This window comes from Comamonadaceae bacterium M7527, assembly GCA_021044545.1.
Lineage (GTDB): Bacteria > Pseudomonadota > Gammaproteobacteria > Burkholderiales > Burkholderiaceae_C > RS62.
This window is the reverse complement of record CP087990.1, coordinates 911,187-938,124: the sequence shown is the minus strand read 5'-3', so window position 1 is coordinate 938,124 and position 26,938 is coordinate 911,187. Positions and strand designations below refer to the sequence as shown.

Sequence of the window (26,938 nt, the reverse complement as noted above, 5' to 3'; positions counted from 1 at the left end):
TCAGCCAGAAGTGAAAAGCCCTGCGGCTGTAATGCTGCAGGGCTTTTTTCTTTTACAGTTGGTCATTGAGTGCCAAACAAGTGTTTGGTGGTATTTGAATAGAGTGAGCGCTATATATGCACGGTTACGTTGACTTGGTTTTAACTTGGGTTTTGTTTTTGGCCCTGTTCCCCATGGCTTTTGTATGGTTTCGCCAAGTCTGGCGCATCGCAGTTAAGCGTGACTTCTCAGGCGTCGCCTTAAAAAATGGCGAGTCTCCCCCCAACCCTGCCAAGTTTGCGCCGTTTGACATGGTGGCCAACCTGGTGGCCGCCACAGTGGTGCTCAGCGTGATTATTGGTGTGGTGGGTGCCAGTTTGGCCAAAGATGAGTGGACGGCCATTGCAGGCATCACCATTTGGTGCAAGCTGTTTTTTAACTATGCGTTAAGCCGCCATGCCCATTGGGACAAAACGCAAGCTGATAAAGCTGCGGCCAAACAAGCCAAGCGCGACGCCAAGTCAGCAGCCCAGCAGGTCAGGCAATCGACGCAGGATGACTAAATCAGGCTCCCGCTAGCGGGCTAGTAGCTACGCCCGTTTCCCTGCACATCTTGCAATATCGTCGTTGCAATTTCTTCAATCGACTTGGTCGTGGTTGACAGCCATCGTATGCCTTCACGGCGCATCATGGCTTCAGCTTCGTGTATCTCGGCACGGCAGTTGTCCAGGCTGGCGTACTTGGAGTTGGGGCGGCGTTCGTTGCGTATTTCGCTCAAGCGCTCTGGCTGAATGGTGAGCCCAAATATTTTTGCTTTAAAGGGTGCCAGCGCAGGTGGCAGCTCATGCCGGTCAAAGTCTTCGGGTATCAGCGGGTAGTTGGACGCCTTGATGCCGTACTGCATGGCCAGGTACAAAGACGTTGGGGTTTTGCCACTGCGGCTAACCCCCACCAAAATCACGTCTGAGCTGGCCAAGTCTCTGTTGCTTTGGCCATCGTCGTGTGCCAGCGAGAAGTTGATGGCCTCTATGCGGTCGTGGTACTCCTGAGACCTGGTGACATCGGAAAACCGGCCTACCCTGTGGTTGGAGGTGAGGTTCAGCTCTTCTTCCAGCGGGGCTACGAAGGTGCCAAACATGTCCAGCAGCATGCCTTGGCAGTTTTCCTTAATGACGGCCAATACCTCCATATTGACCAGCGTGGAGAACACAATGGGGCGTTTGCCTTCAATCTCGGCGGCATGGTTGATTTGGCGCACGGCCTGATGGGCTTTGTCCACGCTGTCCATAAAGGGCAGGCGGACATGGCGCGGCGATATTTCAAATTGAGCCAGAATGGCCTTGGCAAACGTCTCGGCGGTGATGCCAGTGCCATCAGATACAAAAAATACAGTGCGGTTGGGCATATGCTGGTTTGATTGGGTTTGACAGTTTCGCGTGGGAATACCCCTCTACAATACATGTAATCGCGCTGTAACCAGGTGCCCTTGGTCATAAGAACAACAACGACCACCTTGTGTGCACCCCACAGCGAGCACCGCATTTTTAACTTTGTGGAGTCCTGTGTATGTCTGACGTTAACCCTTCAGATCGTTTTGACGCGACCGCTTTGGTCGTGCCTTTTGAGCAACTGCGTAACAGCGACGTCGAAATCGTTGGCGGTAAAAATGCCAGCCTGGGCGAGATGATCTCTCAACTTCCCAACGGCGTTAGAGTACCCACGGGCTTTGCCACCACTGCCCACGCGTTTCGCCAGTTCTTGGCCTTTGACGGCCTGACTGAAAAAATCAACGCGCGTTTGGACGCGCTAGACGTTGAGGATGTGCGAGAGCTGGCCAAGGCTGGCGCTGATATTCGCGCCATGGTTGAGGCCCAGCCATTTCCACCCCAACTGGATGCGGATATTCGCGCTGCCTTTCAAACCTTGGCGGGTGACAACCCTGCAGCCAGTTTTGCGGTGCGCTCATCTGCCACGGCCGAAGATTTGCCAGATGCCTCGTTTGCAGGCCAGCAAGAGACGTTCTTGAACGTTGTGGGCATTGACGATGTGCTGCATAAGATGAAAGAGGTGTTTGCCTCTTTGTACAACGATAGGGCCATTAGCTACCGCGTGCACAAGGGCTTTGCCCACGCCGACGTGGCTTTGAGTGCTGGCGTGCAGCGCATGGTGCGCTCAGACACGGGCGCAGCCGGTGTGATGTTCACCATAGATACCGAGTCTGGCTTTGAGGACGTGGTGTTTATCACGTCCAGCTACGGTTTGGGTGAGACGGTTGTGCAAGGCGCGGTCAACCCCGACGAGTTTTACGTGCACAAGCCCATGCTGGCCGCTGGCAACAAGGCGCTGATCCGCCGCAACCTGGGCTCAAAGCTCCAAATGGTGTTTGCCTCTGACCAAGACAAGGCCAAGCACGGCAAACTGGTGCAAACCATTGATGTGCCTGTTGAGCTGCGCAACCGCTACAGCCTGAGCGATGCCGACGTAGAGCAGTTGGCCAAGTACGCGGTCATTATCGAGCAACACTACGGTCGCCCCATGGATATAGAGTGGGGTAAAGACGGCACGGACGGCCAGCTGTACATCTTGCAAGCCCGCCCAGAGACGGTGAAAAGCCAAGCCAAAGGCAAGGCTGAAATGCGCTACAAGCTCAAAGGCAAGAGCACTGTGCTGGTTGCAGGTCGCGCCATTGGCCAAAAAATTGGTACTGGTCCCGTGCGTCTGGTGGATGACATTGCCGACATGGACAAAGTGCAACCCGGTGATGTGTTGGTGACTGACATGACAGACCCCAACTGGGAGCCGGTCATGAAGCGCGCCAGTGCCATCGTGACCAACCGGGGTGGGCGTACCTGCCACGCTGCCATCATTGCGCGCGAGTTGGGTATTCCAGCTGTGGTGGGTTGTGGCGATGCCACGGCCAAGCTCACAGAAGGCGCTTTGGTCACGGTGAGCTGCGCGGAGGGTGACACCGGCAACATTTACGAAGGTTTGCTTGACACCGAAGTAACCGAGGTGCAGCGCGGCGAGATGCCTGAGGTTGACGTCAAAATCATGATGAACGTGGGCAATCCACAGCTGGCTTTTGACTTTTGTCAGTTGCCCAACGCCGGTGTGGGCCTGGCCCGCTTGGAGTTCATTATCAACAACAATATCGGCGTACACCCCAAAGCTATTTTGGATTACCCCAACATTGATGCCGACTTAAAAAAAGCCGTCGAGTCTGTCGCCCGAGGCCACAGTTCTCCCACTGCGTTTTATGTGGACAAGGTTTCAGAAGGTGTGGCCACCATTGCCGCAGCCTACTGGCCCAAGCCAGTGATTGTGCGCTTGTCTGATTTCAAATCCAACGAATACCGCAAACTCATTGGCGGCTCACGCTACGAGCCCGACGAAGAAAACCCCATGCTGGGCTTTAGGGGTGCTGCGCGTTACATCAGTGAAGATTTCCGCGCCGCTTTTGCCATGGAGTGTGATGCCATCAAGCGCGTGCGCAACGACATGGGCTTGACCAACGTGCAAGTCATGGTGCCGTTTGTGCGCACCTTGGGACAAGCCAAAGCCGTGACCGATTTGCTGGCAGAGCAAGGCTTGCGCCGCGGTGACAACGGGCTCAAGGTCATCATGATGTGCGAAGTACCCAGCAACGCCATATTGGCCGATGAGTTTTTAGAGTACTTTGACGGCTTCTCCATTGGCTCCAATGACCTCACGCAGCTCACGCTAGGTCTTGATCGTGACTCCGGTCTTGAGCTGTTGGCCGCTGACTTTGATGAGCGTGACCCTGCTGTCAAAGCGATGCTCAGCCGGGCCATTGAGGCGTGCTTGAAGCAAGGCAAGTATGTGGGTATTTGTGGCCAAGGCCCTAGCGATCACACCAGACTTTGCATTGTGGTTGAAAGAGCAAGGCATCAACTCCATTTCGCTTAACCCCGACACGGTGGTTGCCACTTGGAAACGCCTGGCCGCCAGCTAAGCAAGGTCTTGGCCACCACGCAACGCAGCCATGTCGAATAAAGGCTTTGATGCGGGCGTGTTGATGGCTGCGGCTGCAGCGGCCACCTTGGTGCTGGGTTGGCTGGCGCTGGGTGGCTTGCTGGTGTACTGGGCCTTGCCCGCTGAGCTGGCCCACTCTGTGGCAGGCGAGACTGCGCACATCGTGGCTGTGTTTTGGCCATTGTTGGCGCTGTTGGCGCTGGCGGGTTTGGCAGCGGTGTTGCTGCTAACCCGTGCGCTGCGCGAGCGCTATGTGCTGGCCATGTCCAGGCTTGTTGAGCAAATGACCATGGCCGTGCGCGCCGAGCGTCTGGTGCAGTTGCCGGTAGAGGGCGCGCGCGCGCAGCAAAGCCTGGCCAGAGCGGCCAACGCGCTGCTGCAGGAGCGCGATGACCTGCGCCACCAGATGCATGATCAAGTGGCCAATGCCAGCGCCAGCATTGCCACCGAGCGTGATCAGCTGGCCGCTTTGATGGCCGAGCTCAAGCAAAGCGTGTTGGTCTGTAACGCGCAGGGCACCGTGCTGTTGTACAACGAGCAAGCGAGCCTGCAGTTGCGCAACAGCACGCAAAGTGGCGTGCCGCTGGGTATAGGCCGCTCGCTGCGTGAGTTGTTTGATGCCAATTTGGTAGACCATGCGTTGCGCACCATGGCCAGCCAGCAGCAACGTGGCGGTGCCAGGCCAGCAACAGAGTTTGTCGCTGTATCTGGTGGCGGGCACATGTTGCGCGTGCAGGTGGCCGCTGTGATGCGCGCCGTGCACGGCCCAGCTGCTGAACATGCAGAGCAAATCGATGGCTATGTGTTGATGTTGCAAGACGTCACCCAAGAGCACCATGTGCAGGCGCAGCGCGATGCCTGGTTGTATGAGCTGACAGACTTTTCGCGCGCCAGCCTGGCCAGCCTGCAAACCGCGATTGCCACCTTGCAACAAAGCGACTTGACAGAGGCCCAGCGTGTGAGGTGGCGTGCGCGCATTCAAGACGACGTCAGCACCTTGGGTCGCCGTCTGGCTGCCGCGGCAGAGACCGCATCACAGCAGTGGGTGACACGCTGGCCTTTGCAAGACATGGCTGCCAATGATTTTTTGAATGCAGCAGCCCAGCAAATTGAGTCCTGGGTGAGTGTGCGCATGATTGTGGAGGCCGCACCCGACGATTTGTGGCTCAAGCTGGACAGCTACTCCCTGGTGCAAGCGTTGGCGCACCAAAGTGCCTGTTTGGTCGATGCCTTTGAGTTGCGCTACCTCATCTTGAGATTGTTACCTGCTGGCAACCGTGCCCAATTAGACTTGGCGTGGACTGGCCAAGTGATGAGCACCGAGACGGCCATGAGTTGGGAGCTAGACCCCATGATCGTGAATGGTGGGCATGTGGCTATGTCTGTGCGCGATGTGATCTCGCGCCACGGCGCACGCATGTCATTTGATCGCGCCAGGGCCAAACACGAGGCGTTTTTCAGGTGGGAGCTGCCGGTGGTGGCCGTTAATGCAGCGGCGCCTGCGACATCAACCGCCAGCACGCCCAGCTGCGCGGCTGGCCTGCGTACGGCAGCCCCCCAACGCCCGGAGTTTTTCGACTTTGACCTGTTTCAATCTAGCGCTCAGCAGCAAGAGCGCCACAACCAAAGCCTGTCCAGTCTGACGTTCACCGTGTTTGACACCGAGGCTACGGGCCTAAACCCATCTTTGGGTGACGAGATCATTCAAATTGCGGCCGTACGCATTGTTAATGGCAAGTTGCGCGAGACTGAATACCTGGACCAGCTGGTTGACCCCCAACGCCGTATACCGGCTGCGTCTATTCCTATCCACGGTATTACAGACGACATGGTGGCTGGCCAACCCAGGGCTGTTGAAGTTTTGCCCAAGTTTCACGCCTTTGCTGGCAATTCTGTGTTGGTGGCGCATAACGCAGCGTTTGATATGCGTTTGTTGGAGCTCAAGCAAGACGCGATTGGTCTGCAGTTTGACCAGCCTGTGTTGGACACCTTGTTGCTGGCGGCGGTGTTATACCCAGATCAGGCAACACACGGCTTGGAGGCCTTGGCCGCTCGTTTGGGCGTAGATGTATCGCAGCGACACAATGCCCTGGCCGATGCCCTGGTCACCGCACGCGTGTGGCTCAACATGCTGCCCATGTTGCAAGAGCAGGGCATTACAACATTGGGCCAGGCCCTCAGTGCCTCACAACAGACTTACTACGCACGACTCAAGTATTAGCCGGCGTCTCGGTTGCTTTCTCAGGCCAAGCGCTGTGCACCCGAGCGTCGGCCAAGCGCTTCTTGCAAATTGACTATGGTTTGAAACGCGTGTTTAAGGCGGCTTTTCTCAAAGTTCGACAGCTCGTTGGCTCGCAAATAGTTGTCGGGCGCCTGGCCAGCGCGGGTTTGTGTGGCTTGGTGTTGAATGCGCAGCTTGGACAGGTACGCCAGTGTGTCGCGCAAGTCATGCGCGCTGGCCTGGCTAACGGCGGTGCTGTGGTCGGCCTGGCTTAGTCTGTCCATGGTGTTCACGCCTGTGGCACCTTGGGCCAGCGCGTATACGCGTGCCAAGTCAACGATGGGCACGATAGCGTTGTGTTTGAGGTTGATGGATTGTGGGTGTTTCTTTGCGGCGCGCCAGTTGAGGTTGCCCAGCCAATTCAGCGCAGGCTTATGGCCCAAGGCATTGCCCACCATGAAAGCCTGAAAAATACCGTTGGCCTTGGCTTGGCTCAAAAAACCCTCGCGCAGCGTGTCCAGCAAGCTTGCCGTGCCCCCCACGCAGCGCAAGTCAAAAAACACGCACGTCAGCATCAGAGAGCGCGGGTCTGGCTGGTCTATCCAGCGTGTGAAGTAGCGTTGCCATTGAGAAAGCGTGACGCGCCACTGCGGGTTGGTGGCCATCATGTCGCCTGGGCAGTACACATAGCCGCAAGCATTCAGTCCGTCACATACGAAGGCGGCAAGGGCTGCAAAGTAGTCGCCGTGCGCGGCCTCGTCAAAACGGTTGTCCAAGATGAGGCAGTTGTCCTGGTCTGTTTTGGCCGTTTGCTCGCAGCGCCCCTGAGAGCCCGCTGCCACCCATGCGTAGGGCACAGGCGCAGGCCCTAATCGTTGGTGGGCCAGTTCTAGCAAGCGGTTGGTCACAGCGTCTGTAATGGCGGTCATGATGTGGCCAATGCTGTAGGCCGAAGCGTCGGCCAAGGCTAAACTTTGCTGCAAGTCTTGGGTGTTGGCTGTGGCTTTCACCAACCCTGCCACATCGGTTTGGTTGCGAATATCATTGGCCACAGCTACGGGTGAGGCATGGTGAGTTTGCATCAGTGACGTGGCCGTAATCACGCCCTTGATGGCGCTGCCATGCATCAGCGGCAAGTGGTGTATGTTGTGCTGGGTGAGCAACAGCAAGCCTTCAAACAGGGTGGCTTGCGCGTCAATGGTGATGGGCTTAAGTGTGGCGATGTGCTCAACGCTTGTGTTGCTGTCCAGCCCTTGCGCGACGGCTTTGTTGCGTATGTCTCGGTCTGTGACTATGCCGCGCAGCTGCCCGTTATCCGCCAGTAACAGGCAAGATACCCCTTGTTCACGCATCAACTGCGCCGCCTCTTTGATGCTGGCGGTTGGCGACACTGTGAGGGCGCTGCGCTTGATGAGGCTGGACAGCGGTTTGGATTGGTTGCTGATGTCGGCTGATGTCATGGGGCAGGCTCTTGCGCAAAGCGATATTTTTTCTGGCGATGGGGCTGGTATTGCCCGCTACACTGGGTGTGTCTGTCACTTTACACAGTTTTTGCGCAACCCCAGTCCCACTGTTTGCCCTATGGCCGAGTCCGATAACCAGCTACCGTTTGTCACCAGTACCCATGCAAGCCTCAGCGACCTGGATATGGCCGCTTTGCTGGCGCGCAAGCGTGCGCACTGGCGCAAAGTGAAGCGGTTGACCTTTTGGCTGCTCATAGGCTGGGCGGTCGTGACCTTTGGCAGCACTTACTTTGCGCGTGAGCTGAATGTGGTTGTATTAGGCTGGCCGTTTAGCTATTGGATGGCTGCCCAAGGCATATTGCTGGTGTATGTGTTCATCATCGGTATGTATGCGTGGGTATCGCACAAGCTTGACGTGCTGTATGGCTTGGCAGAGACAAAGCCTGACGGAGGGGTGCTTGAATAAGCTGCGCGCCAGCCACACGCTGGGCAGCCCTGGCTGGATGGGCCGCCTCAACAAGCTGTACGCGCTGTACACCTTGGCATTTGTTGCTTTGGTGGTCTTGTTGGGCGTGCTTGAGCAAATGGGCATGCCCAGAAGCTGGATAGGCTTTGTGTTTTTGTTTGCCACCATTGGTGTATACGCTGGCATTGGCTTGGTGTGCCGCACCACGGACGCCACCGAGTACTACGTCGCTGGGCGCAGCGTACCAGCGGTTTACAACGGCATGGCCACAGGGTCAGATTGGATGTCAGCCGCCAGTTTTATTGGCATGGCGGGCACCTTGTACATCAGTGGCTACACTGGTTTGGCCTTTGTACTGGGCTGGACGGGCGGCTACGTGTTGGTGGCCTTGCTGCTGGCACCTTATTTGCGCAAGTTCGCGCAGTTCACCATTCCAGACTTTTTAGGCGCTCGTTACGGCGATCGCGTGCCTCGCCTGATTGGTGTGTTTGCCGTTATTTTGGTGTCCTTTACCTATGTGGTGGCTCAAATTTACGGCGTAGGCCTCATCACGTCACGCCTGACAGGCGTCGCCTTTGAGTTGGGTGTGTTTTTGGGCCTTGGCGGCATTTTGGTGTGTTCCTTTTTAGGCGGCATGCGTGCCGTGACCTGGACCCAAGTCGCGCAGTACATTGTTTTAATCATTGCGTTTTTGGTGCCAGTGGTGTGGCTGTCTGTCAAGCAAACCAGCAACCCGGTGCCGCAAGTGGCCTACGGCTACCAGCTGGCTCAGGTGGGCGAGCGTGAGCGTGTGTTGATGGCAGACCCCGCAGAGCTTGAAGTGCAGGCGATATTTGCACAACAAGTGACGACCTTAACGGCTCAATTACAGTCGCCCGCCAGTGCGCTTAGAGACCAGCGCAAAGCTGCCGAAGCCGCGGTGGCAGCGTTAAAAAAGGCGGACGCCCCGCTGCATGAGCGTGCGGCTGCAGAGCGCTTTCTGGCCAAGCTGCCGCGTACGGTTGATGGTGCGTCTGCCGTGTGGCGTGAGCAGTTGCGCGTTGCACAAATCAAGTCTCAGCCGCTAAACGGTATGCAGCCGCATGCGCAGCCTTTCCTGGGAGACCCCGACGGTAGCGAGGAAGACAAGGCTTTATTTGACTCGTCCCGACTCAACTTTATTGCCCTGGTGTTTTGCCTGGTGTTTGGCACTGCTGCCTTACCGCATGTTCTGGTGCGCTACTACACCACCACGCCCACAGTGCGCGCGGCGCGTCAGTCGGTGACGTGGTCATTGCTGTTCATCGTGCTGCTGTACCTGGCGGCGCCAGCTTTGGCCGTGATGGTGAAGTACGAAATCTTTAATGGTCTTGTAGGTTCGTCTTTTGACCAGTTGCCGGCGTGGGTGTCGGCTTGGAGCAAAGTCGACCCATCACTGCTGTCCTTGACAGACGTCAACAAGGATGGTGTGGTGCAGCTCAACGAGCTCAGCATTGGCGGCGACATCATCGTGTTGGCCACCCCAGAAATTGCAGGTTTGCCTTATGTCGTATCCGGCTTAATCGCCGCGGGTGGCCTGGCCGCTGCCCTGTCCACGGCCGACGGTTTGCTGTTAACAGTGGCCAATGCGCTCAGCCATGACCTCTACTACAAGCTCATTGATCCCAAGGCCTCGACTGCCAGAAGGGTAACGATTTCCAAAATGCTGCTGTTGGTGGTTGCCTTGGCCGCAGCCTATGTTGCGGCCCAAAAGCCAGCCGATATTTTGTTTTTGGTGTCGGCTGCGTTCTCATTGGCTGCGTCTGCCTTTTTCCCGGCACTGACGTTAGGCATATTTTGGAAACGCGCTAACACCACGGGGGCCGTGTTGGGCATGCTCAGTGGCATGGGGGTGACCGTGTTCTATATGGCAACGACTCAGCCTTGGCTTCGCGGCGTGTTGGGGCTGACAGGCGAGCCTCATTTGTGGTGGGACATACAACCCATCTCGGCCGGCGTATTCGGCGTGCCAGTTGGCTTTGCGGTCATGGTGGTGGCCAGTTTGCTAACGCCTGCACCGTCTTTGGCCGTGCAGCGTCAGGTACAGGCATTGCGCCATGCGTCTAGTGATTGAACTGGATTGCAGTGGGTTCGCCTCGCGAGTACCAGCTGGGCTTGGGTGTTGTCAGCCGGCAGGGTGAGCCGTTTGCGTGCCTTCGTCCACCTCATGAGAGCCCATACGCAATTGTGGTCAAACCGGGCTATAATTGCGGGCTAACCTTGCCACACTCTGTGTTGACGCTCAGGGGTGGTTGTTCATCCGTTAAGGATATATCCGTAAGGAGTAGAGATGCGTCATTATGAAATCGTGATGTTGGTTCATCCGGACCAGAGCGAACAAGTTCCAGCCATGCTGGAGCGTTACAAGGGCCAAATTACGGCCGGCGGTGGCAAGATCCACCGTGAAGAAGACTGGGGCCGTCGTCAGTTGGCATACCAGATCAACAAGTTGAGCAAAGCCCACTACGTGTGCTTGAACATCGAAGTTGAACAGGCTGTTTTGGCAGAACTGGAATACGCTTTCAAGTTCAACGATGCTGTGTTGCGTCACATGACTGTGGTGAAGAAGAAAGCGGAAACCGCACCTTCTTCCATGATGAAGTCTGTAGAGCGCGAAGAAGCTCGCAAAGCCCAACACCAGGAGACCGCCGCTTAATGGCCGCATGTTGAGGTGACGCGTTGACCAACCAGTTTGTGCTCAGCGCACGTTTGCAAGCCTTAAACACACTGCGATACACACCAGCCAATTTAGCGGTTTTGGATTTGTGGCTAGAACACGAATCCAAAGCCAAAGAAGCTGGCATTGAACGAGTCGTTCAGTTGCGTATGAAAGCAGTGGCATTTGGGGCAGTGGCGCAAACGTTGGCCGCACAAGACTTGAATACCGAATACGGTTTTAAGGGTTTTATGGCGACATCTCGAAATGGCAAAGGCGTGGTATTTCATATTCAAGAGCTGTTACCCCAGTCTCTGATTTCTTAAATTAAGGAAGGCCCATCATGGCTGCACCCCGTAAAAAATTTGATAACAAGCGCAAGCGCAACACACAGTCGCTGTTGTTCAAGCGCAAGCGTTTCTGCCGCTTCACCGTAGCCGGTGTCGAAGAAGTTGACTACAAAGATACAGACACATTGCGTGACTTCATCTCTGAGAACGGCAAGATCATTCCTGCCCGTTTGACAGGCACGCGCGCTATCTACCAGCGCCAGGTCACCACAGCCATCAAGCGCGCGCGCTTCCTGGCTTTGATGCCTTACACAGACCAGCACCGCGTTTAAGGAGTTCTAGTCATGCAAATTATTCTTCTAGAAAAAATCGTGAACCTGGGCTCTTTGGGCGACGTGGTTAAAGTGAAAGACGGTTACGCACGCAACTTCCTGATTCCATCAGGCAAGGCACGTCGTGCCACACAAACTGCTATCGCTGAGTTTGAAACTCGCCGTGCCGAGCTTGAAAAAGCCGCTGCTGAAAAGCTGGCTGCTGCACAAGCTGTGGGTGAGAAAATGAGCGGTGTTGTTGTCACAGTTAGCCAAAAGGCTGGTGTTGATGGCCGTTTGTTTGGTTCAATTACCAACCACGATATCGCTGAAGCCCTCACCAAAATGGGCTTTGAGGTTGCTAAAGCGCAAGTGCGTATGCCAAATGGTCCGTTGAAGGCTGTTGGCGAGTACAGCGTTGAAGTGGCTTTGCACACAGACGTTCAGTTGGAAGTTGCAGTAAAGGTTGACGGCGACGCCGCTTAAATCTTTTCTCAAGCTACCTAAAAAGCCGCCATGGGCAACCCTGGCGGTTTTTTTATGGGCTTGCGTATGGGCATCGCTGGAAAAGCAGGCATATCCGATAAGGGTTTGTTCGCCAATGGGATGATTTCCAAGTAGGTGAACGGTATGTCTACTTGTCCACGTATTTCCACATGCAATCAACTGTTTGTACAGCACCTGTGCACAGACTTATCCACAGCCTAACTGGGTCTAGGCTTTAATATGGGGGTCTGGTTGCTCAGCAACCTCACCCCAATAAGTGTGACCCCACGTGAACGATTTCTCAGCCCCAGATACCGACTACCTCAGCACCGCAGACTTTGGTGCGCATGACCAACAGGTGGCTCAACTTCGTGTGCCGCCGCACTCGCTGGAAGCGGAGTCCAGTGTTATTGGCGGCTTGCTGCTGGATAACTCGGCCTGGGACAGGGTGGCTGACCTGCTCACACCAGATGACTTTTACCGGTTTGAGCACAGACTGATTTTTCAAGCGATACACGACCTCACCAACGCCAGCAAGCCTGCAGACGTGATCACGGTGTTTGAGCACTTGCAAGGCATGGGTAAAGCCGTTGAGTCGGGCGGTTTGGCCTATCTCAACAACTTGGCGCAATACGTGCCTAGCGCGGCCAACATTCGTCGATACGCTGAAATCGTGCGCGAACGCGGTATTTTGCGCAAACTGGTGACTGCCAGTGATGAAATAGCCACCAACGCGTTTAGCCCTCAGGGCAAAACCGTCGCGCAAGTGCTGGACCAAGCCGAGCAAAAAATCTTCCAGATTGGCGAAGAAGGTTCGCGCATGAAGCAGGGTTTTCAAGCCATGGATAAGCTGGTGGTGGACTTGCTGGACCGCGTGCAAGAAATGGCGGACAACCCCAATGACATCACGGGTGTGCCTACAGGTTTCATCGACTTGGACCGCATGACCTCTGGTTTGCAAGCTGGTGACTTGGTGGTGCTCGCCGCGCGCCCATCGATGGGTAAAACGGCTTTTGCCATCAATATTGCCGAGCACGTGGCCCTGCATGAGCAACTGCCGGTGGCTGTGTTCTCTATGGAAATGGGCGCTGCGCAGTTGGCTGTGCGTGTGGTGGGCTCTATTGGGCGCATTCACCAGGGTCGCTTGCGCACTGGCAAGCTCAACGACGACGAGTGGCCACGCCTGACAGAGGCCATTGAGCAGCTGCGCACCGTGTCATTGCATATTGATGAAACGCCGGGCTTGACACCCAGCGAGTTGCGCGCCAACGCACGTCGTTTGGCTCGTACTTGTGGCAAGTTGGGCTTGATCGTGGTGGACTACTTGCAGTTGATGAGCGGCAGCAAGTCTGATGGTGAAAACCGCGCCACAGAGCTGGGCGAGATTTCGCGCGGCTTGAAAATGCTGGCCAAAGAGCTGCAATGCCCGGTGATTGCGCTGTCTCAGCTCAACCGAAGTGTTGAGCAACGCACGGACAAACGCCCCATGATGAGTGACTTGCGAGAGTCAGGCGCCATTGAGCAGGACGCCGACATCATCATGTTTATTTACCGTGACGATTACTACAACAAAGAAACCAGCAAAGACCCAGGTGTGGCTGAAATCATTATTGGCAAGCAGCGAAACGGCCCCACAGGCACCGTGCGTCTGGCCTTTATGAACCACCTCACGCGCTTTGAAAGCCTGGCCTCTGGTGGCGATGATTTCTAGCCTGCCAGCCAAGCCTTAGGCCAATAAAAAGTAGCGCAGCATCAGCGTGGCTACGCCCACGACAAACAAGCCCAGTACCCAACCCAAGCGAGTCTGGCGCCGGCGCAGGGCTTGGACCTCTTTGACCACGCGTGCGTGCTGTTCGGCCAGGTCTTTGAGCAGCTCGGCGGTGAGCTCTAGCTCCACGCGCAAGTTGTGCACCAGCTCTGGCGTGACTTCTACAGGACCTTGGCTTGCATGTTGCTGTGTGTCTTGTTGGCGCTTGCTCAGCAGCTTGCGCGCAGCATTCACCACGCCAGGTGTGGCTTCAATCACATCACTCCAGGGAACTAATTTAAGTGCGCTTAGCCAGCCAATTGCCATATGTTTGCCCCTGTGGTTTACAACACGTCGCTGGCAAAGTCTGCCAAGCGTGAACGCTCGCCGCGCGCCAACGTAATGTGCCCCCCGTTGGTCCAGCCTTTGAAGCGGTCTACCACGTAGGTTAGGCCAGATGAGCCCTCGCTCAGATAAGGTGTGTCGATTTGCGCCAGGTTGCCCATGCAAATGATTTTTGTGCCTGGGCCAGCCCTTGTGATCAGCGTTTTCATTTGCTTGGGCGTGAGGTTTTGCGCCTCGTCAATGATGACGTATTTGTTCAAGAAGGTGCGACCGCGCATGAAATTCAGGCTCTTTACCTTGATGCGCGAGCGAATCAATTCGTTGGTAGCGGCTCGCCCCCATTCGCCAGCGCCTGTGCCATCACCTTTAGCTAAAAACTCCAGGTTGTCGTCCAGCGCGCCCATCCAGGGACCCATTTTTTCTTCTTCGGTGCCGGGCAAAAAACCAATGTCTTCACCAACAGACACGGTGGCCCGCGTCATGATGATCTCGGTGTAGCGGCGTTCATCCAGCACCTGTGTCAGGCCACTGGCCAGCGCCAACAGGGTTTTGCCGGTGCCAGCAGTGCCGGTGAGGGTGATAAAATCCACCTCGGGGTCCATCAGCAGGTTGAGTGCAAAGTTTTGCTCCCGGTTACGGCTGGTCACACCCCAAGCGGCATTCTTTTGGTGGGCAAAGTCACGCAAGGTACGCAGCACGGCCGTGTTGTCACGCAACTCTACAACGCGAGCGTACAGCGAAGGCTCGCCTGGCGCTTCAAAGTACACAAACTGGTTGATAAAAAACTGTTGAACAATGGCGCCGCCAATGCGGTAAAAGGTGTTGGAGCCCTCTTGCCAGCTCTCCACCTTTTTGCTTTGCCTGGACCAAAAATCAGCAGGCAAGGCCAGCATGCCTGGGTAAAGCAATTCGCCATCGTCTAGTGTTTTGTCGTTTTCGTAGTCTTCGGCCGCCAGCCCCAGTGCACGAGCCTTGACCCGCATGTTGATGTCTTTGGATACCAACACCACTTCCCGATTTTTTTCTTTGTCGCTAAGGGCTTGCACTACACCCAAAATTTGGTTGTCGGCCTTGCCTTGCGGCAAGCTGGTGGGCAGCTGGGCGTTTAGTGGAGCGGTTTGAAAGAACAACTTGCCTGTGGCGTTTTTGTGGCCGGTACTGTTTAGCGGCAAGCCTTGCATCATGTCTGCCTTGTCACCGGCCAGCGCGTCCAGTGTGCGGCTGGTTTGGCGCGCGTTACGCGCGACTTCGCTCATGCCCTTTTTGTTGTTGTCCAGCTCTTCCAGTACCACCATGGGCAGGAAGATGTCGTGCTCTTCAAACCGGAACATGCAAATCGGGTCGTGCATCAACACATTGGTGTCCAGCACGAACAGGCGCTTGTTGTGTTTGTGGCTGGTGTTGCGCTTGGCTTTGGCTTGTGAAGCTTGGGCGCTGGGCTTGCTGTGGCCTTGCCCCTGGTTGAGGGCAGACGCCGGCGCTGCTGTCAGGGCAGGCTTGGCGCTGGCCGTTTGTTGACGTGCAGGCGCTTGCGTTGTGCCTGGTGTGACTGGCTCTGCGCGCGCAGTGGCCTGCACCGGTGCCGGGTTCACCCTGGCCGCTGGTTTTGCCGGTGTTTTGGGCTTGCTGGCCTTGGGCGCGTTGTCAACGTAATCTGTGTTGAGGCGGGCGGCTTTTTTGCTGGGGGCGGGTGGTAGTGGCATGGTACAGATGGTTAAAGCGTTGCGTAAAAAGAAAAAGCCGTCCCGGAACCGGAACGGCTTTTTGATAAAGTCTTTGTGTGTGTGGTCGCCAGCAGTGCTTGCATGGCCCCACTATACACAAGCTGTAAGACACCAGCCCAGCACTGGTTTGGGGCCCAGTGTCTACGCCTTTGGCCTGCCGGTGAGTGTTTAGGCGGCAGCAGTGGCCTTTTTGAGGGCTTTCACGGCTTTCAGTACCTCGTCCACGTGGCCGGGGACTTTGAGACCGCGCCACTCTTGTTTGACCAGGCCATCAGCGCCAATCAGAAAGGTGCTGCGCTCAATGCCTTTTACTTTCTTGCCGTACATGATCTTGTTTTTGACAACACCAAACATGTGACACATTTTTTCTTCGGTGTCGGCGATGAGGTCAAACGGCAGCTCCAGCTTTTCCTTGAAGTCGTCGTGTGACTTCATGTTGTCGCGCGACACGCCATAAATAGTGGCACCGGCTTTTACAAAGTCTTTGTATTTATCGCGAAACTGCATCGCTTCAGTGGTACAACCGGGTGTATTGTCTTTGGGGTAAAAGTACAGTACAACCGTTTCACCAATCAGAGACTGGTTGGACAGACTGATGTCGCTGGTAGCGACTGCTTCAAATTCGGGAAGGGGTTTGTTGACAACAACGGCCATCTGCGGATCCTAACCTGAAGGTTTTCGTTTTTACTGGAAGTTCAGGGGCCTGGGCTTTAACGCCTCAAGCTATGGTGAGCGACGCCCACCTGGATGGACATTTGTCGCGTCTGAACTTGGATCAATCCAGAATTTTAACATGCGCCGCCAACCCACCCTGGTACAAGCCCTAGGTCTGACCGTTGGCTTGCGCAAAAGTTAATTAAATCAAGCAATAAGCCATGAGTAACCCTGAAGTATTAGCCTTGCATGACGACAGCCAACAAACCTTTAGTGTTGGCTTGGCCCAGGGTTTGACAGGCGTGTTGCAGTATCAGTGGCGAGCAAATGCATCAGGCGGCCCCAGGGTGATGCGTTTGATGCACACCCTTGTGCCGCAGCATCTGCGCGGTCAGGGGCAAGGCGCTGTGTTGATGGAGGCTGTCTTGACTGAGGTGGCCGCCATGGGGGTGTTGGTTGAGCCTGTATGCGCTTACACCAAGACTTATCTGCTGCGCAACGCCCCGCGCTGGGGGCATTTGGTGGCTTTGTAGGCCAGGGCCCAAGCCCTCAGAGCTTGGTTAGAGACACCGCGTTCATACAGTAACGCAGGCCAGAGGGTGCCGGACCATCTGGAAACACATGACCCAGGTGCGCATCGCACACGTTGCAAAGCGCCTCAATACGGGTCAAGCCGTGCGAATGGTCTGCCTTGTAGGCAACGGCCTCAGGTACAACCGGCTGGGTGAATGACGGCCAGCCTGTACCAGACTCAAACTTCTGTGAGCCGTCAAACAACAGCGTGTTACAGCACACGCAGGCATAGCGTCCGGGCTCAAACGCGCTGCACATGGCGCTGCTAAAAGGGCGTTCCGTACCATGCTCACGGGTTACATGGTATTGCTCTGGGCTGAGCTGCTGCGCCCACTCAGCGGGCGTCTTGCTCACGCGCTTGGGCGCTGGCAAGTTGCCGTTGTTGGCCAAGTCCACAATGCGTGGCCAGTCCAAAAGTGGGTGATCGTCTTGGCGCATGAGGGCTTTCTGTTTTATGTTGCTGGAAGCTGCTAGGCGGCAGGCGAGATGATGAGGGCTGCCACCACATGGCGGTCTTCGCTGGCCAGCACGTTGTAGGTGCGGCAAGCTGCCAAGGTGTCCATGGTCTCTACACCAATGCCCGCCGCAATGAGTGACTGGTAAAGCCTGGGGTGCACAAACTGTTGCTTGGCACCGCTGCCAAAAATCACCAACTCTGGCCTTAGCGCGCAAATTTGCTCAAAGTGTGCAGGCGTCAAGTCGACGGCGCTGGTGCAATCCCAAGCCTGGCGCTCACCGTGTGAGCCCAAGACCACGCTGTTTTCTATGCGCTGGCCTTCAACTTGCACCCAGTCGGTTTGGGCCGCTTGTATGGCCTGCACGCTGGGGTGGTCGGGTTCAAGTTTCATGTATGGGCTAAAAAGGTTGACCTAAAAGGCTTTGCGGGCAAAAACGCCCGCAAAGTATGGTGAAATTATAGGTTTCCCCCTTGAACCATGCACAGTCGCGAATGAAAACCATTTGGTCTGGGTTGATGGGGTGGTGTTCTGTTTAACGGGTGCGTATTGTGTCTATCAAGTCCATTCAAAAGTCTACAAAGCTGGCCAACGTTTGTTATGACATTCGAGGCCCAGTGCTGGACAAAGCGCGCGCGATGGAGGAAGACGGTCAAAAAATCATCAAGCTCAATATTGGCAACCTCGCCGTATTTGGCCTTGAGCCGCCCGATGAAATCGTGCAAGACATGATTCGCAACCTGGCCCAAAGCGCTGGCTACACGGACAGCAAGGGCTTGTTCGCTCCTCGCAAGTCGGTGGTGCACTACACCCAGGAAAAGGGTATTGCCAACGTCTCTGTAGACGACGTTTATTTGGGCAACGGTGCCAGCGAACTCATCACCATGAGCATGAATGCATTGCTCAACGCGGGCGACGAAATACTGGTGCCCGCGCCAGACTACCCGCTGTGGACAGCGTCTGTATCTTTGTCTGGCGGCACGCCTGTGCACTACATGTGCGACGAGGCCGCTGCGTGGGCACCTGATTTGGCCGACATGGCCAGCAAAATTACCGCCAACACGCGCGGCATTGTCATCATCAATCCCAACAACCCAACCGGCGCGCTGTACAGCAACGAAACCTTGCTGGGTGTGATTGAGCTGGCGCGCAAGCATGACTTGATTATTTTTGCCGACGAGATTTACGACAAAACGCTGTTCGACGGCAACAAGCACACATCAATCGCATCACTGGCAGATGACTTGTTGTTTGTGACGTTCAATGGCCTGTCTAAAAACTACCGCTCGTGTGGCTACCGTGCTGGTTGGATGGTGGTGTCAGGCGACAAACGCGCGGCCAGCGACTACATAGAAGGCTTGAACATGTTGGCGTCCATGCGCTTGTGTGCCAACACGCCGGGACAACTGGCCATTCAAACAGCACTTGGTGGCTATCAAAGCATTGATGACTTGGTCGCGCCCACGGGGCGCTTGTGCCGCCAGCGCGACTTGGCCTACGAGTTGTTAAGCGCCATTCCAGGCGTGTCTGTGGTCAAGCCCAAGGCGGCGTTGTACATGTTTGCCAAGCTAGACCGCGAGATGTACAACATCACCGATGATCAACAGTTTGCCTACGACTTGTTGGCTCAAGAAAAAGTGCTGGTGGTGCAGGGCACTGGCTTCAACTACCCCACGCCAGACCACTTCCGCGTGGTGTTCTTGCCCCACGAGGACGACTTGCGCGATGCCATCAACCGCATTGCACGTTACCTGGCCACCATTCGGCGCACGGTTTAAGCCCAAGCCCACAGTTCGCCCACGTTGCCAATCCTTTTCTGACTTTTACAAACTTACCCCAAGCGCTTAGCGTCTTTCTATTTATGCAGTCTGTCTCACCTGTTTCTCAGTCGCCACTTCGTTTAGGTCTATTAGGTATTGGCAATGTTGGCCAGTCCGTGTTTGATGTGCTCACGCGCAACCAAGACGAGATCAGCCGTCGCGCTGGGCGCACGATTGAGGTTGTCATGGCCAGTCGGCGCAACTTGGCCGCGGCCAAGCCGTTGGCAGACGCTGGCGTGCGCGTGGTGGCAGACGCTGCAGACATTGTTAAAGATCAGCAAGTAGACGTGGTGGTAGAGCTCATTGGTGGCACCACACTGGCGCGAGACCTGGTGTTGCAAGCCATTGCCAATGGCAAGCATGTTGTTACAGCCAACAAGGCGTTGTTGGCCGAGCACGGTGCAGAGATTTTTAATGCAGCCAACAAAGCTGGTGTGGTTGTGGCCTTTGAGGCGGCTGTGGCGGGAGGTATTCCGATCATCAAGGCGTTGCGCGAGGGTTTAACGGCCAACCGCATTGAGTGGTTGGCCGGCATCATCAATGGCACCACCAACTTTATTCTGAGCGAAATGCGCTCAAAGGGCTTGGACTTTGCCAGCGTGCTCAAAACCGCGCAAGAGCTGGGCTACGCCGAGGCCGACCCCACCTTTGACATAGAAGGCGTGGATGCCGCTCACAAGCTGGCACTCATGAGTGCGATTGCCTTTGGCGTGCCTGTGCAGTTTGACAAAGCCCACATTGAAGGCATTACTAAACTAGACGCGCAAGACATGAAGTACGCCGAGCAGTTGGGCTACCGCATCAAGCTGTTGGGTATTACCAAACGGGTAGAGGCTGGGATTGAGTTGCGTGTGCACCCTTGTCTGGTGCCAGCGCAGCGTCTGATTGCCAATGTAGAAGGTGCCATGAACGCGGTGGTTGTGCAAGGCGACGCTGTGGGCACCACGCTGTACTACGGCAAAGGCGCAGGTGGCGAGCCCACCGCCAGTGCCGTGATTGCTGACCTTGTAGATGTGGCCCGCGTGGCCAACAGCTCCGCGCTTGAGCGTGTGCCAGCGCTGGCGTTCCAGCCAGGTGCCATGGTGGCCACGCCAGTGCTACCCATTGGCCAAATCAACAGCGCCTACTACTTGCGTTTGCGTGTGTCTGACGAGGGGGGGTTGGCCAACCTCACGGGTTTGTTGGCCAAATGCGGCATCAGCATAGATGCAGTGCTGCAGCGTGAAGCGCATGATGTAAGCGGGCAGGCCGGTGGGCAAACAGACCTCATCATGATTACGCATGAAGTGCTTGAGGCCACGCTGAACCAAGCGCTAGACCAAATACAGGGGTTGCCGTCAGTACTGGCACCAGTGGTGCATTTGCGCAAAGAGGAGCTGGCCTAATGCAATACATCTCTACACGTGGCGACCAATCGCCCAAGCAGTTTTGCGACATATTGTTAGCAGGCCTAGCACCAGACGGTGGCTTGTATTTACCCAAAAGCTACCCACAAGTCAGCGCCGCCACGCTGGATGCCTGGCGTGGCTTGGCCTACCACGAACTCGCGTTTGAGATTTTGTCGTTGTACATAGACGATATTCCCAGTGCTGACCTCAAAGCCCTTTGCGCCAAAACCTATACGCCTGAAGTGTTTGGTACCAAGGCCATTACGCCTTTAACCAAACTCAAAGACGGCCTGTTGTTGCAAGGGTTGTCCAATGGACCTACGTTGGCCTTTAAAGACATGGCCATGCAGTTGCTGGGCAACTTGTTTGAATATGAGTTGGGCCGTCGTGGCGAAGAGTTGAACATCTTTGGCGCCACATCAGGGGACACCGGCAGTGCTGCCGAATACGCCATGCGCGGCAAGCGTGGCGTGCGCGTGTTCATGACCAGCCCGCACGGGCGCATGAGCCCTTTTCAGCAAGCGCAAATGTTCAGCTTGCTGGACGACAACATACACAACATCACCATTGACGGTGTGTTTGACGACTGCCAAGACATTGTGAAGGCCGTGTCCAATGACCTGGCTTTTAAAACCAGCATGCGTATTGGCACAGTGAACTCCATCAACTGGGCGCGTCTGTTGGCACAAGTGGTGTATTACTTTGCAGGCTATTTGCAGGCCACATGCGCGTCTGATCAGCGTGTGAGCTTTACCGTACCCAGCGGCAACTTTGGCAACGTGTGTGCTGGCCACGTCGCGCGCATGATGGGCCTGCCTATCGACAAGCTGGTCGTCGCCACCAACGAAAACAATGTATTGGACGAATTCTTCCGCACAGGCGTGTATCGCGTGCGCGCCAGTGCTGAGACTTTTGAGACCTCTAGTCCGTCCATGGACATTTCAAAGGCCAGTAACTTTGAGCGCTTTGTATTTGACCTGTTAGGCCGCGACAGCGCAGCGACCAAACACTTGTTTGACGACAGTCTGCGGGCTACTGGCAGCTTTGATTTGAGCGCCAACCCAGCATTTGCCAAAGCGGCCACCGACTATGGTTTTGTCAGCGGCAGCAGCACGCACGCCAACCGGCTAGATACCATTCGCAGCGCCCTGGCCGACTACGGCGTGCTGATTGACACGCACACCGCAGACGGTGTGAAGGTCGCTGGCGAGCACATGCAAGAAGGCGTACCCATGATTGTGTTGGAGACAGCCTTGCCCATTAAATTTGCTGAAACCATTGTTGAGGCTACAGGCAAGCAGCCACCGCGCCCCGCCAAGTTTGAAGGCATTGAAGACCTGCCAAAGCGCTCCAAGCGCATGCCTGCAAACGCAGACTTGGTCAAGGCCTACATACGTGAGCAAGTACAAATGGGGCAGGCATGACGGGTAGTGCGGTGCGAAAGCCGTTGCGTCCGCTGGACGACGCGCTGCTTGAATTGCTGGCTGCAGCAACGCCGCTGACAACAACCGAGTCGGTTACTTTGGCTCAGGCTGACGGCCGCGTGCTGGCCCAAGACGTGTTGGCGCAACTCGATGTGCCAGGCTTTGACAACTCGTCGGTAGATGGTTATGCGCTGAACGTGGGCGATGCGCAAGCCGCTATGAATAACGGTTTGCCGCAGTCTGCGCGCATTGCCGCCGGACAGTTTGGTGAGGCTTTGCAAAGCGGCACTGTGGCGCGCATATTCACCGGCGCACCCGTGCCAGCCAATGCCAATGCGGTGGTGATGCAGGAAGACTGCGTGGTGCAAGACGGCCGTGTTGTCATCAGCAAGCTGGCCACCTCGGGACAAAACATACGTCTACGCGGTGAAGACATACAAAACGGTCAAGTGGTTGTGACAAAAGGCACGCGCCTAAGCCCCGCGCACCTGGGGTTGTTGGCCAGCATAGGCCAGGCCAGCGTGACGGTGCTAAAGCCCTTGCGAGTGGCGCTGATGTCTACAGGCGATGAGTTGGTAATGCCCGGCACAGTGGCTGCCAACGCTTTGCCACCTGGTGCCATATTCAGCTCTAACGGTTTCTTTTTAACCACTTTGCTCAAGCGTTTGGGTGCACAGGTCACTGAACTGGCAATCGTGGCAGACACGTTGGCACAGACCAAAGCGGCCATGCAGCAAGCTGCAGCTGAGCACGATTTGATTGTCAGCACTGGTGGTGTGAGTGTGGGTGAGGAAGACCATGTCAAACCCTCGGTTGAAAGCCTGGGCTCTTTGGACTTGTGGGCATGGCCATCAAGCCGGGTAAGCCATTTGCTTATGGCCGTATTCACCGCAGCAGCAGCTCGGACTTTGCCCACTTTGTGGGGTTGCCAGGCAATCCTGTGTCTAGCTTCGTGACCTTTGTGGTGTTGGTGCGCCCCTTTATTGAGCGCATGCTGGGCATACCGTCTACCGGTGTGGTGGCGCAAGCTGCGGTGGCACATTTTGACTGGCCCAAGCCAGACAAACGCCGTGAGTTTTTGCGCGTTAAGCGCGACGCGCAAGGCGGACTTGATTTGTACCCTAACCAAAGCTCAGGCGTGCTGACCTCGGTGGCATGGGCAGACGGCTTTGTAGACAACCCGCCGGGCAAGGTTATTGCCGCTGGCGACACAGTCTCATTTGTGCCCATGTCACAGTGGATAGGCTAAACAGGACAGGCTATGACCATTACGTTGAAATACTTTGCAGGCGTTCGAGAAGCTATTGGTAGGGCAGACGAGGCGTGGCCTGCAGGGGTTGCCGTGCCGGCGACGGCTGGTGAGGTACGCCAAGCGCTGGTCGCGATGGGTCAGCCCTGGGCGCAAGCCCTGGCTGCAGATCAGGTGCTGCGCATCGCGGTGAATCACGCCATTGTGGACCCAGGTCACAGCGTGTCCGCTGGTGACGAGGTGGCGTTTTTCCCACCTGTGACTGGCGGCTAGCGTCCAAGCGCAGCACACCACAACACACTACATATTCAAGGCCATGACTGTACGCATACAAACGCAAGATTTTGACGTCAGCACTGAGCTGGCCAAGCTCAGGGCCAACAACGGTTCTGTGGGGGCTTTATGCTCTTTTGTAGGGACTGTGCGGGAGTGGAGCAAGCAAGACGCACACGCGCCGGCTGTGCAAGGTATGACGCTTGAGCACTATCCGGGCATGACCGAAAAGGCCATAGAGGCCATGGTGGTGCAGGCCAAGGCACGTTTTGATATGTTTGATGCGGTGGTCATTCACCGTGTGGGCGAGCTGGCCTTGATGGACCAAATTGTGTTGGTGGCTGTTACGTCTACGCACAGGCACCAGTCGTTTCAGGCCTGCGAGTTTTTAATGGACTACCTGAAGACGCAAGCGCCATTTTGGAAAAAGAGCACACAGGCACGGGTGCCAGCTGGGTAGACGCCCGCGAGGCCGATGACGCGGCTCTGGCCCGCTGGGGCATAGAGGCGCGCAACGCTGGCACTTGACCTGCATCAAGCTTGTTGCGGCTAATGCCCAAGTGCGCAGCAAAGCCTCTTGAAACTGCGCGTAGTCACTCCATATACCAACTCATAGATCAAAGGGCTTTGCCCACAGGTAACGGAGGACAAACGCCATGCGCGCTGACAAACTGACGACTAAATTTCAAGAAGCCTTATCTGACGCCCAAAGTTTGGCCTTGGGCAACGACCATGCCTACATAGAGCCCGTGCACGTGCTGCAAGCCATGCTGCGCCAGACCGATGGGCCAGGCTCATTGCTACAGCGCGCTGGCGTGCAAGTCAATGCGCTGAGCGAGGCGGCTGACAAATTCATCAAAGCCATGCCGCAAGTACAAGGCCAAGAGCAAGTACAGGTAGGGCGCGACTTGCTGACGCTGCTGCAACAAGCCGAAAAAGATGCCATCAAGCGTGGCGACCAATATGTGGCCAGCGAGTTGTTTTTGACCGCATTGGCAGACCACAAAAGTGCCACGGGTGACCTGGTGCGCAAGCACGGTCTGAGTCGCAGCGCATTAGACCAGGCCATTGACGGCATTCGTGGTGGTCAGCGTGTAGACAGTCCAGAAGCTGAAACACAGCGCGAAGCACTCAAAAAATACACACTAGACCTGACCGAGCGTGCACGCCAAGGCAAGCTAGACCCTGTGATTGGCCGTGACGATGAAATACGCCGCGCCATACAAGTGCTACAGCGTCGCAGCAAAAACAACCCCGTGCTGATTGGCGAGCCTGGCGTGGGCAAGACCGCCATTGTGGAAGGCTTGGCCCAGCGCATTGTGGCTGGCGAGGTGCCAGACACACTGAAAGACAAGCGCGTATTGGCGCTGGATATGGCTGGCTTGCTGGCAGGTGCCAAATACCGTGGCGAATTTGAAGAGCGACTCAAAACCGTGCTCAAGGAAGTAGCTGCTGACGATGGCCGCATTATTTTGTTTATAGACGAAATACACACCATGGTGGGGGCGGGCAAGGCTGACGGTGCCATGGACGCTGGCAACATGCTCAAGCCTGCGTTGGCTCGCGGTGAGTTGCATTGTTTGGGTGCCACCACACTTGACGAATACCGCAAATACATTGAAAAAGACGCCGCTTTGGAGCGCCGCTTTCAAAAGGTATTGGTGGGTGAACCCACAGTTGAGGCCACTATTGCGATTTTGCGCGGCTTGCAAGAGCGCTATGAGGTGCACCACGGTGTGGACATTACTGACCCAGCCATCGTGGCCGCGGCTGAGCTGAGTAACCGCTACATCACCGACAGGTTTTTGCCCGACAAAGCCATTGACTTGATCGATGAGGCGGCCGCCAAAATCAAAATTGAAATCGACTCCAAGCCCGAGGTCATGGACAAGCTAGACCGTCGCTTGATTCAGCTCAAAATTGAGCGTGAAGCCGTGCGCAAGGAAACCGACGATGCATCCAAAAAACGCATGACGCTGCTTGAAGAAGAAATCGACAAGCTGCAGCTTGAGTACGCCGATTTGGCCGAAGTGTGGAAAGCCGAGAAGGCTGCGGCTCTGGGTTCAGCGCATGTGCGCGAGGAGATAGACAAGCTGCGTTTCCAAATCGAGGAGCTCAAGCGCAAAGGCGACTTCAACAAAGTGGCAGAGCTGCAATATGGCCGCTTGCCCGAACTGGAAAAAGAACTGCACGCCGCACAGGACAAAGAGGCCAGCAAGCCGGCAGATGCACCCAACAGACTGCTGCGAACACAAGTAGGCTCTGAAGAAATTGCAGAAGTGGTCGCGCGCATGACGGGTATACCTGTGTCCAAGCTGATGCAAGGCGAGCGCGACAAGTTGCTGCAAATGGAAGACAAACTGCATCAACGCGTGGTGGGCCAAGACGAGGCCATCACGGCAGTGTCTGACGCCATTCGCCGCTCACGCGCTGGTTTGTCTGACCCCAACCGCCCAACGGGCTCATTTCTGTTTTTGGGTCCCACTGGTGTGGGCAAAACGGAGCTGTGCAAAGCACTGGCTGGCTTTTTGTTTGACAGCGAAGAGCACCTGGTGCGCGTGGATATGAGCGAGTTTATGGAGAAGCACTCTGTGAGTCGTCTCATAGGCGCGCCGCCGGGTTATGTGGGTTATGACGAGGGCGGCTATCTTACCGAAGCTGTGCGCCGCAAACCTTATAGCGTGCTGCTACTGGACGAAATTGAAAAGGCCCATCCGGACGTTTTCAATATCTTGTTGCAAGTGTTGGACGACGGGCGCTTAACCGATGGTCAAGGCCGCACCGTGGATTTTAAAAACACCGTCATCGTGATGACCAGCAACATTGGCTCGCACATTATTCAAAGCATGGTGGGGCAAGAGCATGGCGCTATCAAAGAGGCGGTTTGGGAAGAACTCAAAACGCACTTCCGCCCGGAATTGCTCAACCGGATTGACGAGACCGTTGTGTTCCATAGCCTTGATACCCAGCACATTGCCTCTATTGCGGCCATACAGCTGCAAAGCCTGAGAAACCGCCTGCAGGCCATGGACTTGGGTCTGGAGGTGTCGCAAGCTGCTATTGAAGAGCTGGCCAAAGTGGGTTTTGACCCCGTATTTGGGGCCAGGCCCCTTAAACGCGCCGTGCAACAACGCATTGAGAACCCGTTATCAAAACGTATTTTGCAAGGCGAATTTGTACCAGGCACCACGGTGGACGTCAGCGTTAATCCGCTGCATGACCCCGGTGTGTTTTATTTCAAGGCACTCGCGCCAGCGTCTTGATCAGCGAGCAGTGTGTTTAGGCGTTACCCTTGAAGCTGGCTTGGCCAAAGCCTGGCGCCTTTGTTGCGTTTGTGCGAGATACGTTGTTGTCAACAACAACGTATCCCAAAAGATAGATATGGTCTGTCAAAGCGCGTAAC

At 55.9% G+C, this 26,938-nt stretch carries 22 protein-coding genes and 3 pseudogenes; 18 read left to right on the top strand and 7 right to left on the bottom strand.

Annotated elements, in window-relative coordinates:
* Positions 1 to 173 precede the first annotated feature (173 nt).
* Positions 174 to 542: a hypothetical protein gene (locus tag LN050_04450; GenBank protein ID UFS57073.1), complete on the top strand. Its 369-nt coding sequence runs from the start codon at positions 174 to 176 to the stop codon at positions 540 to 542.
* Positions 543 to 562: 20 nt separating this feature from the next.
* On the opposite strand, the gene LN050_04445 is transcribed toward LN050_04450, so the two are convergent.
* Positions 563 to 1,384, bottom strand: coding sequence for a kinase/pyrophosphorylase (locus tag LN050_04445; protein ID UFS57072.1), 822 nt, complete (start codon positions 1,382 to 1,384; stop codon positions 563 to 565).
* A gap of 161 nt (positions 1,385 to 1,545) precedes the next feature.
* Here LN050_04445 and ppsA point away from each other — a divergent pair.
* Positions 1,546 to 3,952 (top strand): annotated as a pseudogene (ppsA, locus tag LN050_04440) (phosphoenolpyruvate synthase).
* 30 nt (positions 3,953 to 3,982) lie between these two features.
* Positions 3,983 to 6,193, top strand: a complete 2,211-nt coding sequence (locus LN050_04435; GenBank protein ID UFS57071.1) for a DNA polymerase III subunit epsilon — start codon at positions 3,983 to 3,985, stop codon at positions 6,191 to 6,193.
* A gap of 20 nt (positions 6,194 to 6,213) precedes the next feature.
* Here LN050_04435 and LN050_04430 read toward each other — a convergent pair whose 3' ends face one another.
* Positions 6,214 to 7,653: a DUF294 nucleotidyltransferase-like domain-containing protein gene (locus LN050_04430; GenBank protein ID UFS57070.1), complete on the bottom strand. Its 1,440-nt coding sequence runs from the start codon at positions 7,651 to 7,653 to the stop codon at positions 6,214 to 6,216.
* A gap of 187 nt (positions 7,654 to 7,840) precedes the next feature.
* Here LN050_04430 and LN050_04425 point away from each other — a divergent pair, with 187 nt between their 5' ends.
* From LN050_04425 to dnaB, 7 genes are all read left to right on the top strand, one after another.
* Entirely contained in the window at positions 7,841 to 8,122 is a 282-nt protein-coding gene (locus LN050_04425) for a DUF4212 domain-containing protein (GenBank protein UFS57318.1), read from the top strand.
* Positions 8,123 to 8,159: 37 nt separating this feature from the next.
* Entirely contained in the window at positions 8,160 to 10,214 is a 2,055-nt protein-coding gene (locus tag LN050_04420) for a cation acetate symporter (GenBank protein UFS57317.1), read from the top strand.
* A 216-nt stretch (positions 10,215 to 10,430) separates the two neighbouring features.
* Positions 10,431 to 10,796, top strand: coding sequence for a 30S ribosomal protein S6 (gene rpsF / locus LN050_04415; protein ID UFS57069.1), 366 nt, complete (start codon positions 10,431 to 10,433; stop codon positions 10,794 to 10,796).
* Between the two features lie 23 nt (positions 10,797 to 10,819).
* The gene (gene priB, locus LN050_04410) at positions 10,820 to 11,122 is read left to right on the top strand and encodes a primosomal replication protein N (protein ID UFS57068.1); all 303 of its coding nucleotides are present in this window, start codon (positions 10,820 to 10,822) and stop codon (positions 11,120 to 11,122) included.
* Between the two features lie 17 nt (positions 11,123 to 11,139).
* Complete coding sequence (gene rpsR, locus LN050_04405; protein UFS57067.1) at positions 11,140 to 11,418, top strand: 30S ribosomal protein S18; 279 nt, start codon at positions 11,140 to 11,142, stop codon at positions 11,416 to 11,418.
* 12 nt (positions 11,419 to 11,430) lie between these two features.
* Positions 11,431 to 11,883, top strand: coding sequence for a 50S ribosomal protein L9 (rplI, locus tag LN050_04400; GenBank protein UFS57066.1), 453 nt, complete (start codon positions 11,431 to 11,433; stop codon positions 11,881 to 11,883).
* A 289-nt stretch (positions 11,884 to 12,172) separates the two neighbouring features.
* Positions 12,173 to 13,594 (top strand): replicative DNA helicase, encoded by a 1,422-nt coding sequence (gene dnaB, locus LN050_04395; GenBank protein UFS57065.1) that lies wholly within the window; start codon positions 12,173 to 12,175, stop codon positions 13,592 to 13,594.
* A gap of 15 nt (positions 13,595 to 13,609) precedes the next feature.
* Here dnaB and LN050_04390 read toward each other — a convergent pair whose 3' ends face one another.
* The 3 genes from LN050_04390 to LN050_04380 form a co-directional block, all read right to left on the bottom strand.
* Complete coding sequence (locus LN050_04390) at positions 13,610 to 13,957, bottom strand: hypothetical protein (GenBank protein UFS57064.1); 348 nt, start codon at positions 13,955 to 13,957, stop codon at positions 13,610 to 13,612.
* Between the two features lie 17 nt (positions 13,958 to 13,974).
* Positions 13,975 to 15,678: a PhoH family protein gene (locus tag LN050_04385; protein UFS57063.1), complete on the bottom strand. Its 1,704-nt coding sequence runs from the start codon at positions 15,676 to 15,678 to the stop codon at positions 13,975 to 13,977.
* Between the two features lie 189 nt (positions 15,679 to 15,867).
* Positions 15,868 to 16,353: a peroxiredoxin gene (locus LN050_04380; protein ID UFS57062.1), complete on the bottom strand. Its 486-nt coding sequence runs from the start codon at positions 16,351 to 16,353 to the stop codon at positions 15,868 to 15,870.
* Positions 16,354 to 16,574: 221 nt separating this feature from the next.
* Between LN050_04380 and LN050_04375 the strand changes: the two genes are divergently transcribed.
* Positions 16,575 to 16,886, top strand: a complete 312-nt coding sequence (locus tag LN050_04375; protein ID UFS57061.1) for an N-acetyltransferase — start codon at positions 16,575 to 16,577, stop codon at positions 16,884 to 16,886.
* 16 nt (positions 16,887 to 16,902) lie between these two features.
* Here the strand turns inward: LN050_04375 and msrB are convergent, their stop codons facing one another.
* Both msrB and LN050_04365 read right to left on the bottom strand, forming a co-directional pair.
* Complete coding sequence (msrB, locus tag LN050_04370) at positions 16,903 to 17,364, bottom strand: peptide-methionine (R)-S-oxide reductase MsrB (GenBank protein UFS57060.1); 462 nt, start codon at positions 17,362 to 17,364, stop codon at positions 16,903 to 16,905.
* Positions 17,365 to 17,396: 32 nt separating this feature from the next.
* Positions 17,397 to 17,774: an Mth938-like domain-containing protein gene (locus tag LN050_04365; protein UFS57059.1), complete on the bottom strand. Its 378-nt coding sequence runs from the start codon at positions 17,772 to 17,774 to the stop codon at positions 17,397 to 17,399.
* A 164-nt stretch (positions 17,775 to 17,938) separates the two neighbouring features.
* Here LN050_04365 and LN050_04360 point away from each other — a divergent pair, with 164 nt between their 5' ends.
* The 7 genes and pseudogenes from LN050_04360 (at position 17,939) to clpB (ending at position 26,798) form a co-directional block, all read left to right on the top strand.
* Complete coding sequence (locus LN050_04360) at positions 17,939 to 19,159, top strand: pyridoxal phosphate-dependent aminotransferase (GenBank protein ID UFS57316.1); 1,221 nt, start codon at positions 17,939 to 17,941, stop codon at positions 19,157 to 19,159.
* Between the two features lie 83 nt (positions 19,160 to 19,242).
* Positions 19,243 to 20,586 carry a homoserine dehydrogenase gene (locus LN050_04355; GenBank protein UFS57058.1) on the top strand — a complete coding sequence of 448 codons (1,344 nt, stop codon included), beginning with the start codon at positions 19,243 to 19,245 and terminating at the stop codon, positions 20,584 to 20,586.
* A complete protein-coding gene (thrC, locus tag LN050_04350; GenBank protein UFS57057.1) occupies positions 20,586 to 22,013 on the top strand; it encodes a threonine synthase in 1,428 nt (475 codons plus the stop codon). Before LN050_04355 ends, thrC begins: the two co-directional genes overlap by 1 nt.
* Positions 22,010 to 23,262: pseudogene (locus LN050_04345) on the top strand (molybdopterin molybdotransferase MoeA). Before thrC ends, LN050_04345 begins: the two are co-directional and overlap by 4 nt.
* A gap of 12 nt (positions 23,263 to 23,274) precedes the next feature.
* Positions 23,275 to 23,535 carry a MoaD/ThiS family protein gene (locus LN050_04340; GenBank protein UFS57056.1) on the top strand — a complete coding sequence of 87 codons (261 nt, stop codon included), beginning with the start codon at positions 23,275 to 23,277 and terminating at the stop codon, positions 23,533 to 23,535.
* A gap of 43 nt (positions 23,536 to 23,578) precedes the next feature.
* Positions 23,579 to 24,063 (top strand): annotated as a pseudogene (locus LN050_04335) (molybdenum cofactor biosynthesis protein MoaE).
* A gap of 128 nt (positions 24,064 to 24,191) precedes the next feature.
* Positions 24,192 to 26,798: an ATP-dependent chaperone ClpB gene (gene clpB, locus LN050_04330; GenBank protein ID UFS57055.1), complete on the top strand. Its 2,607-nt coding sequence runs from the start codon at positions 24,192 to 24,194 to the stop codon at positions 26,796 to 26,798.
* The last annotated feature ends 140 nt before the right edge of the window (positions 26,799 to 26,938 follow it).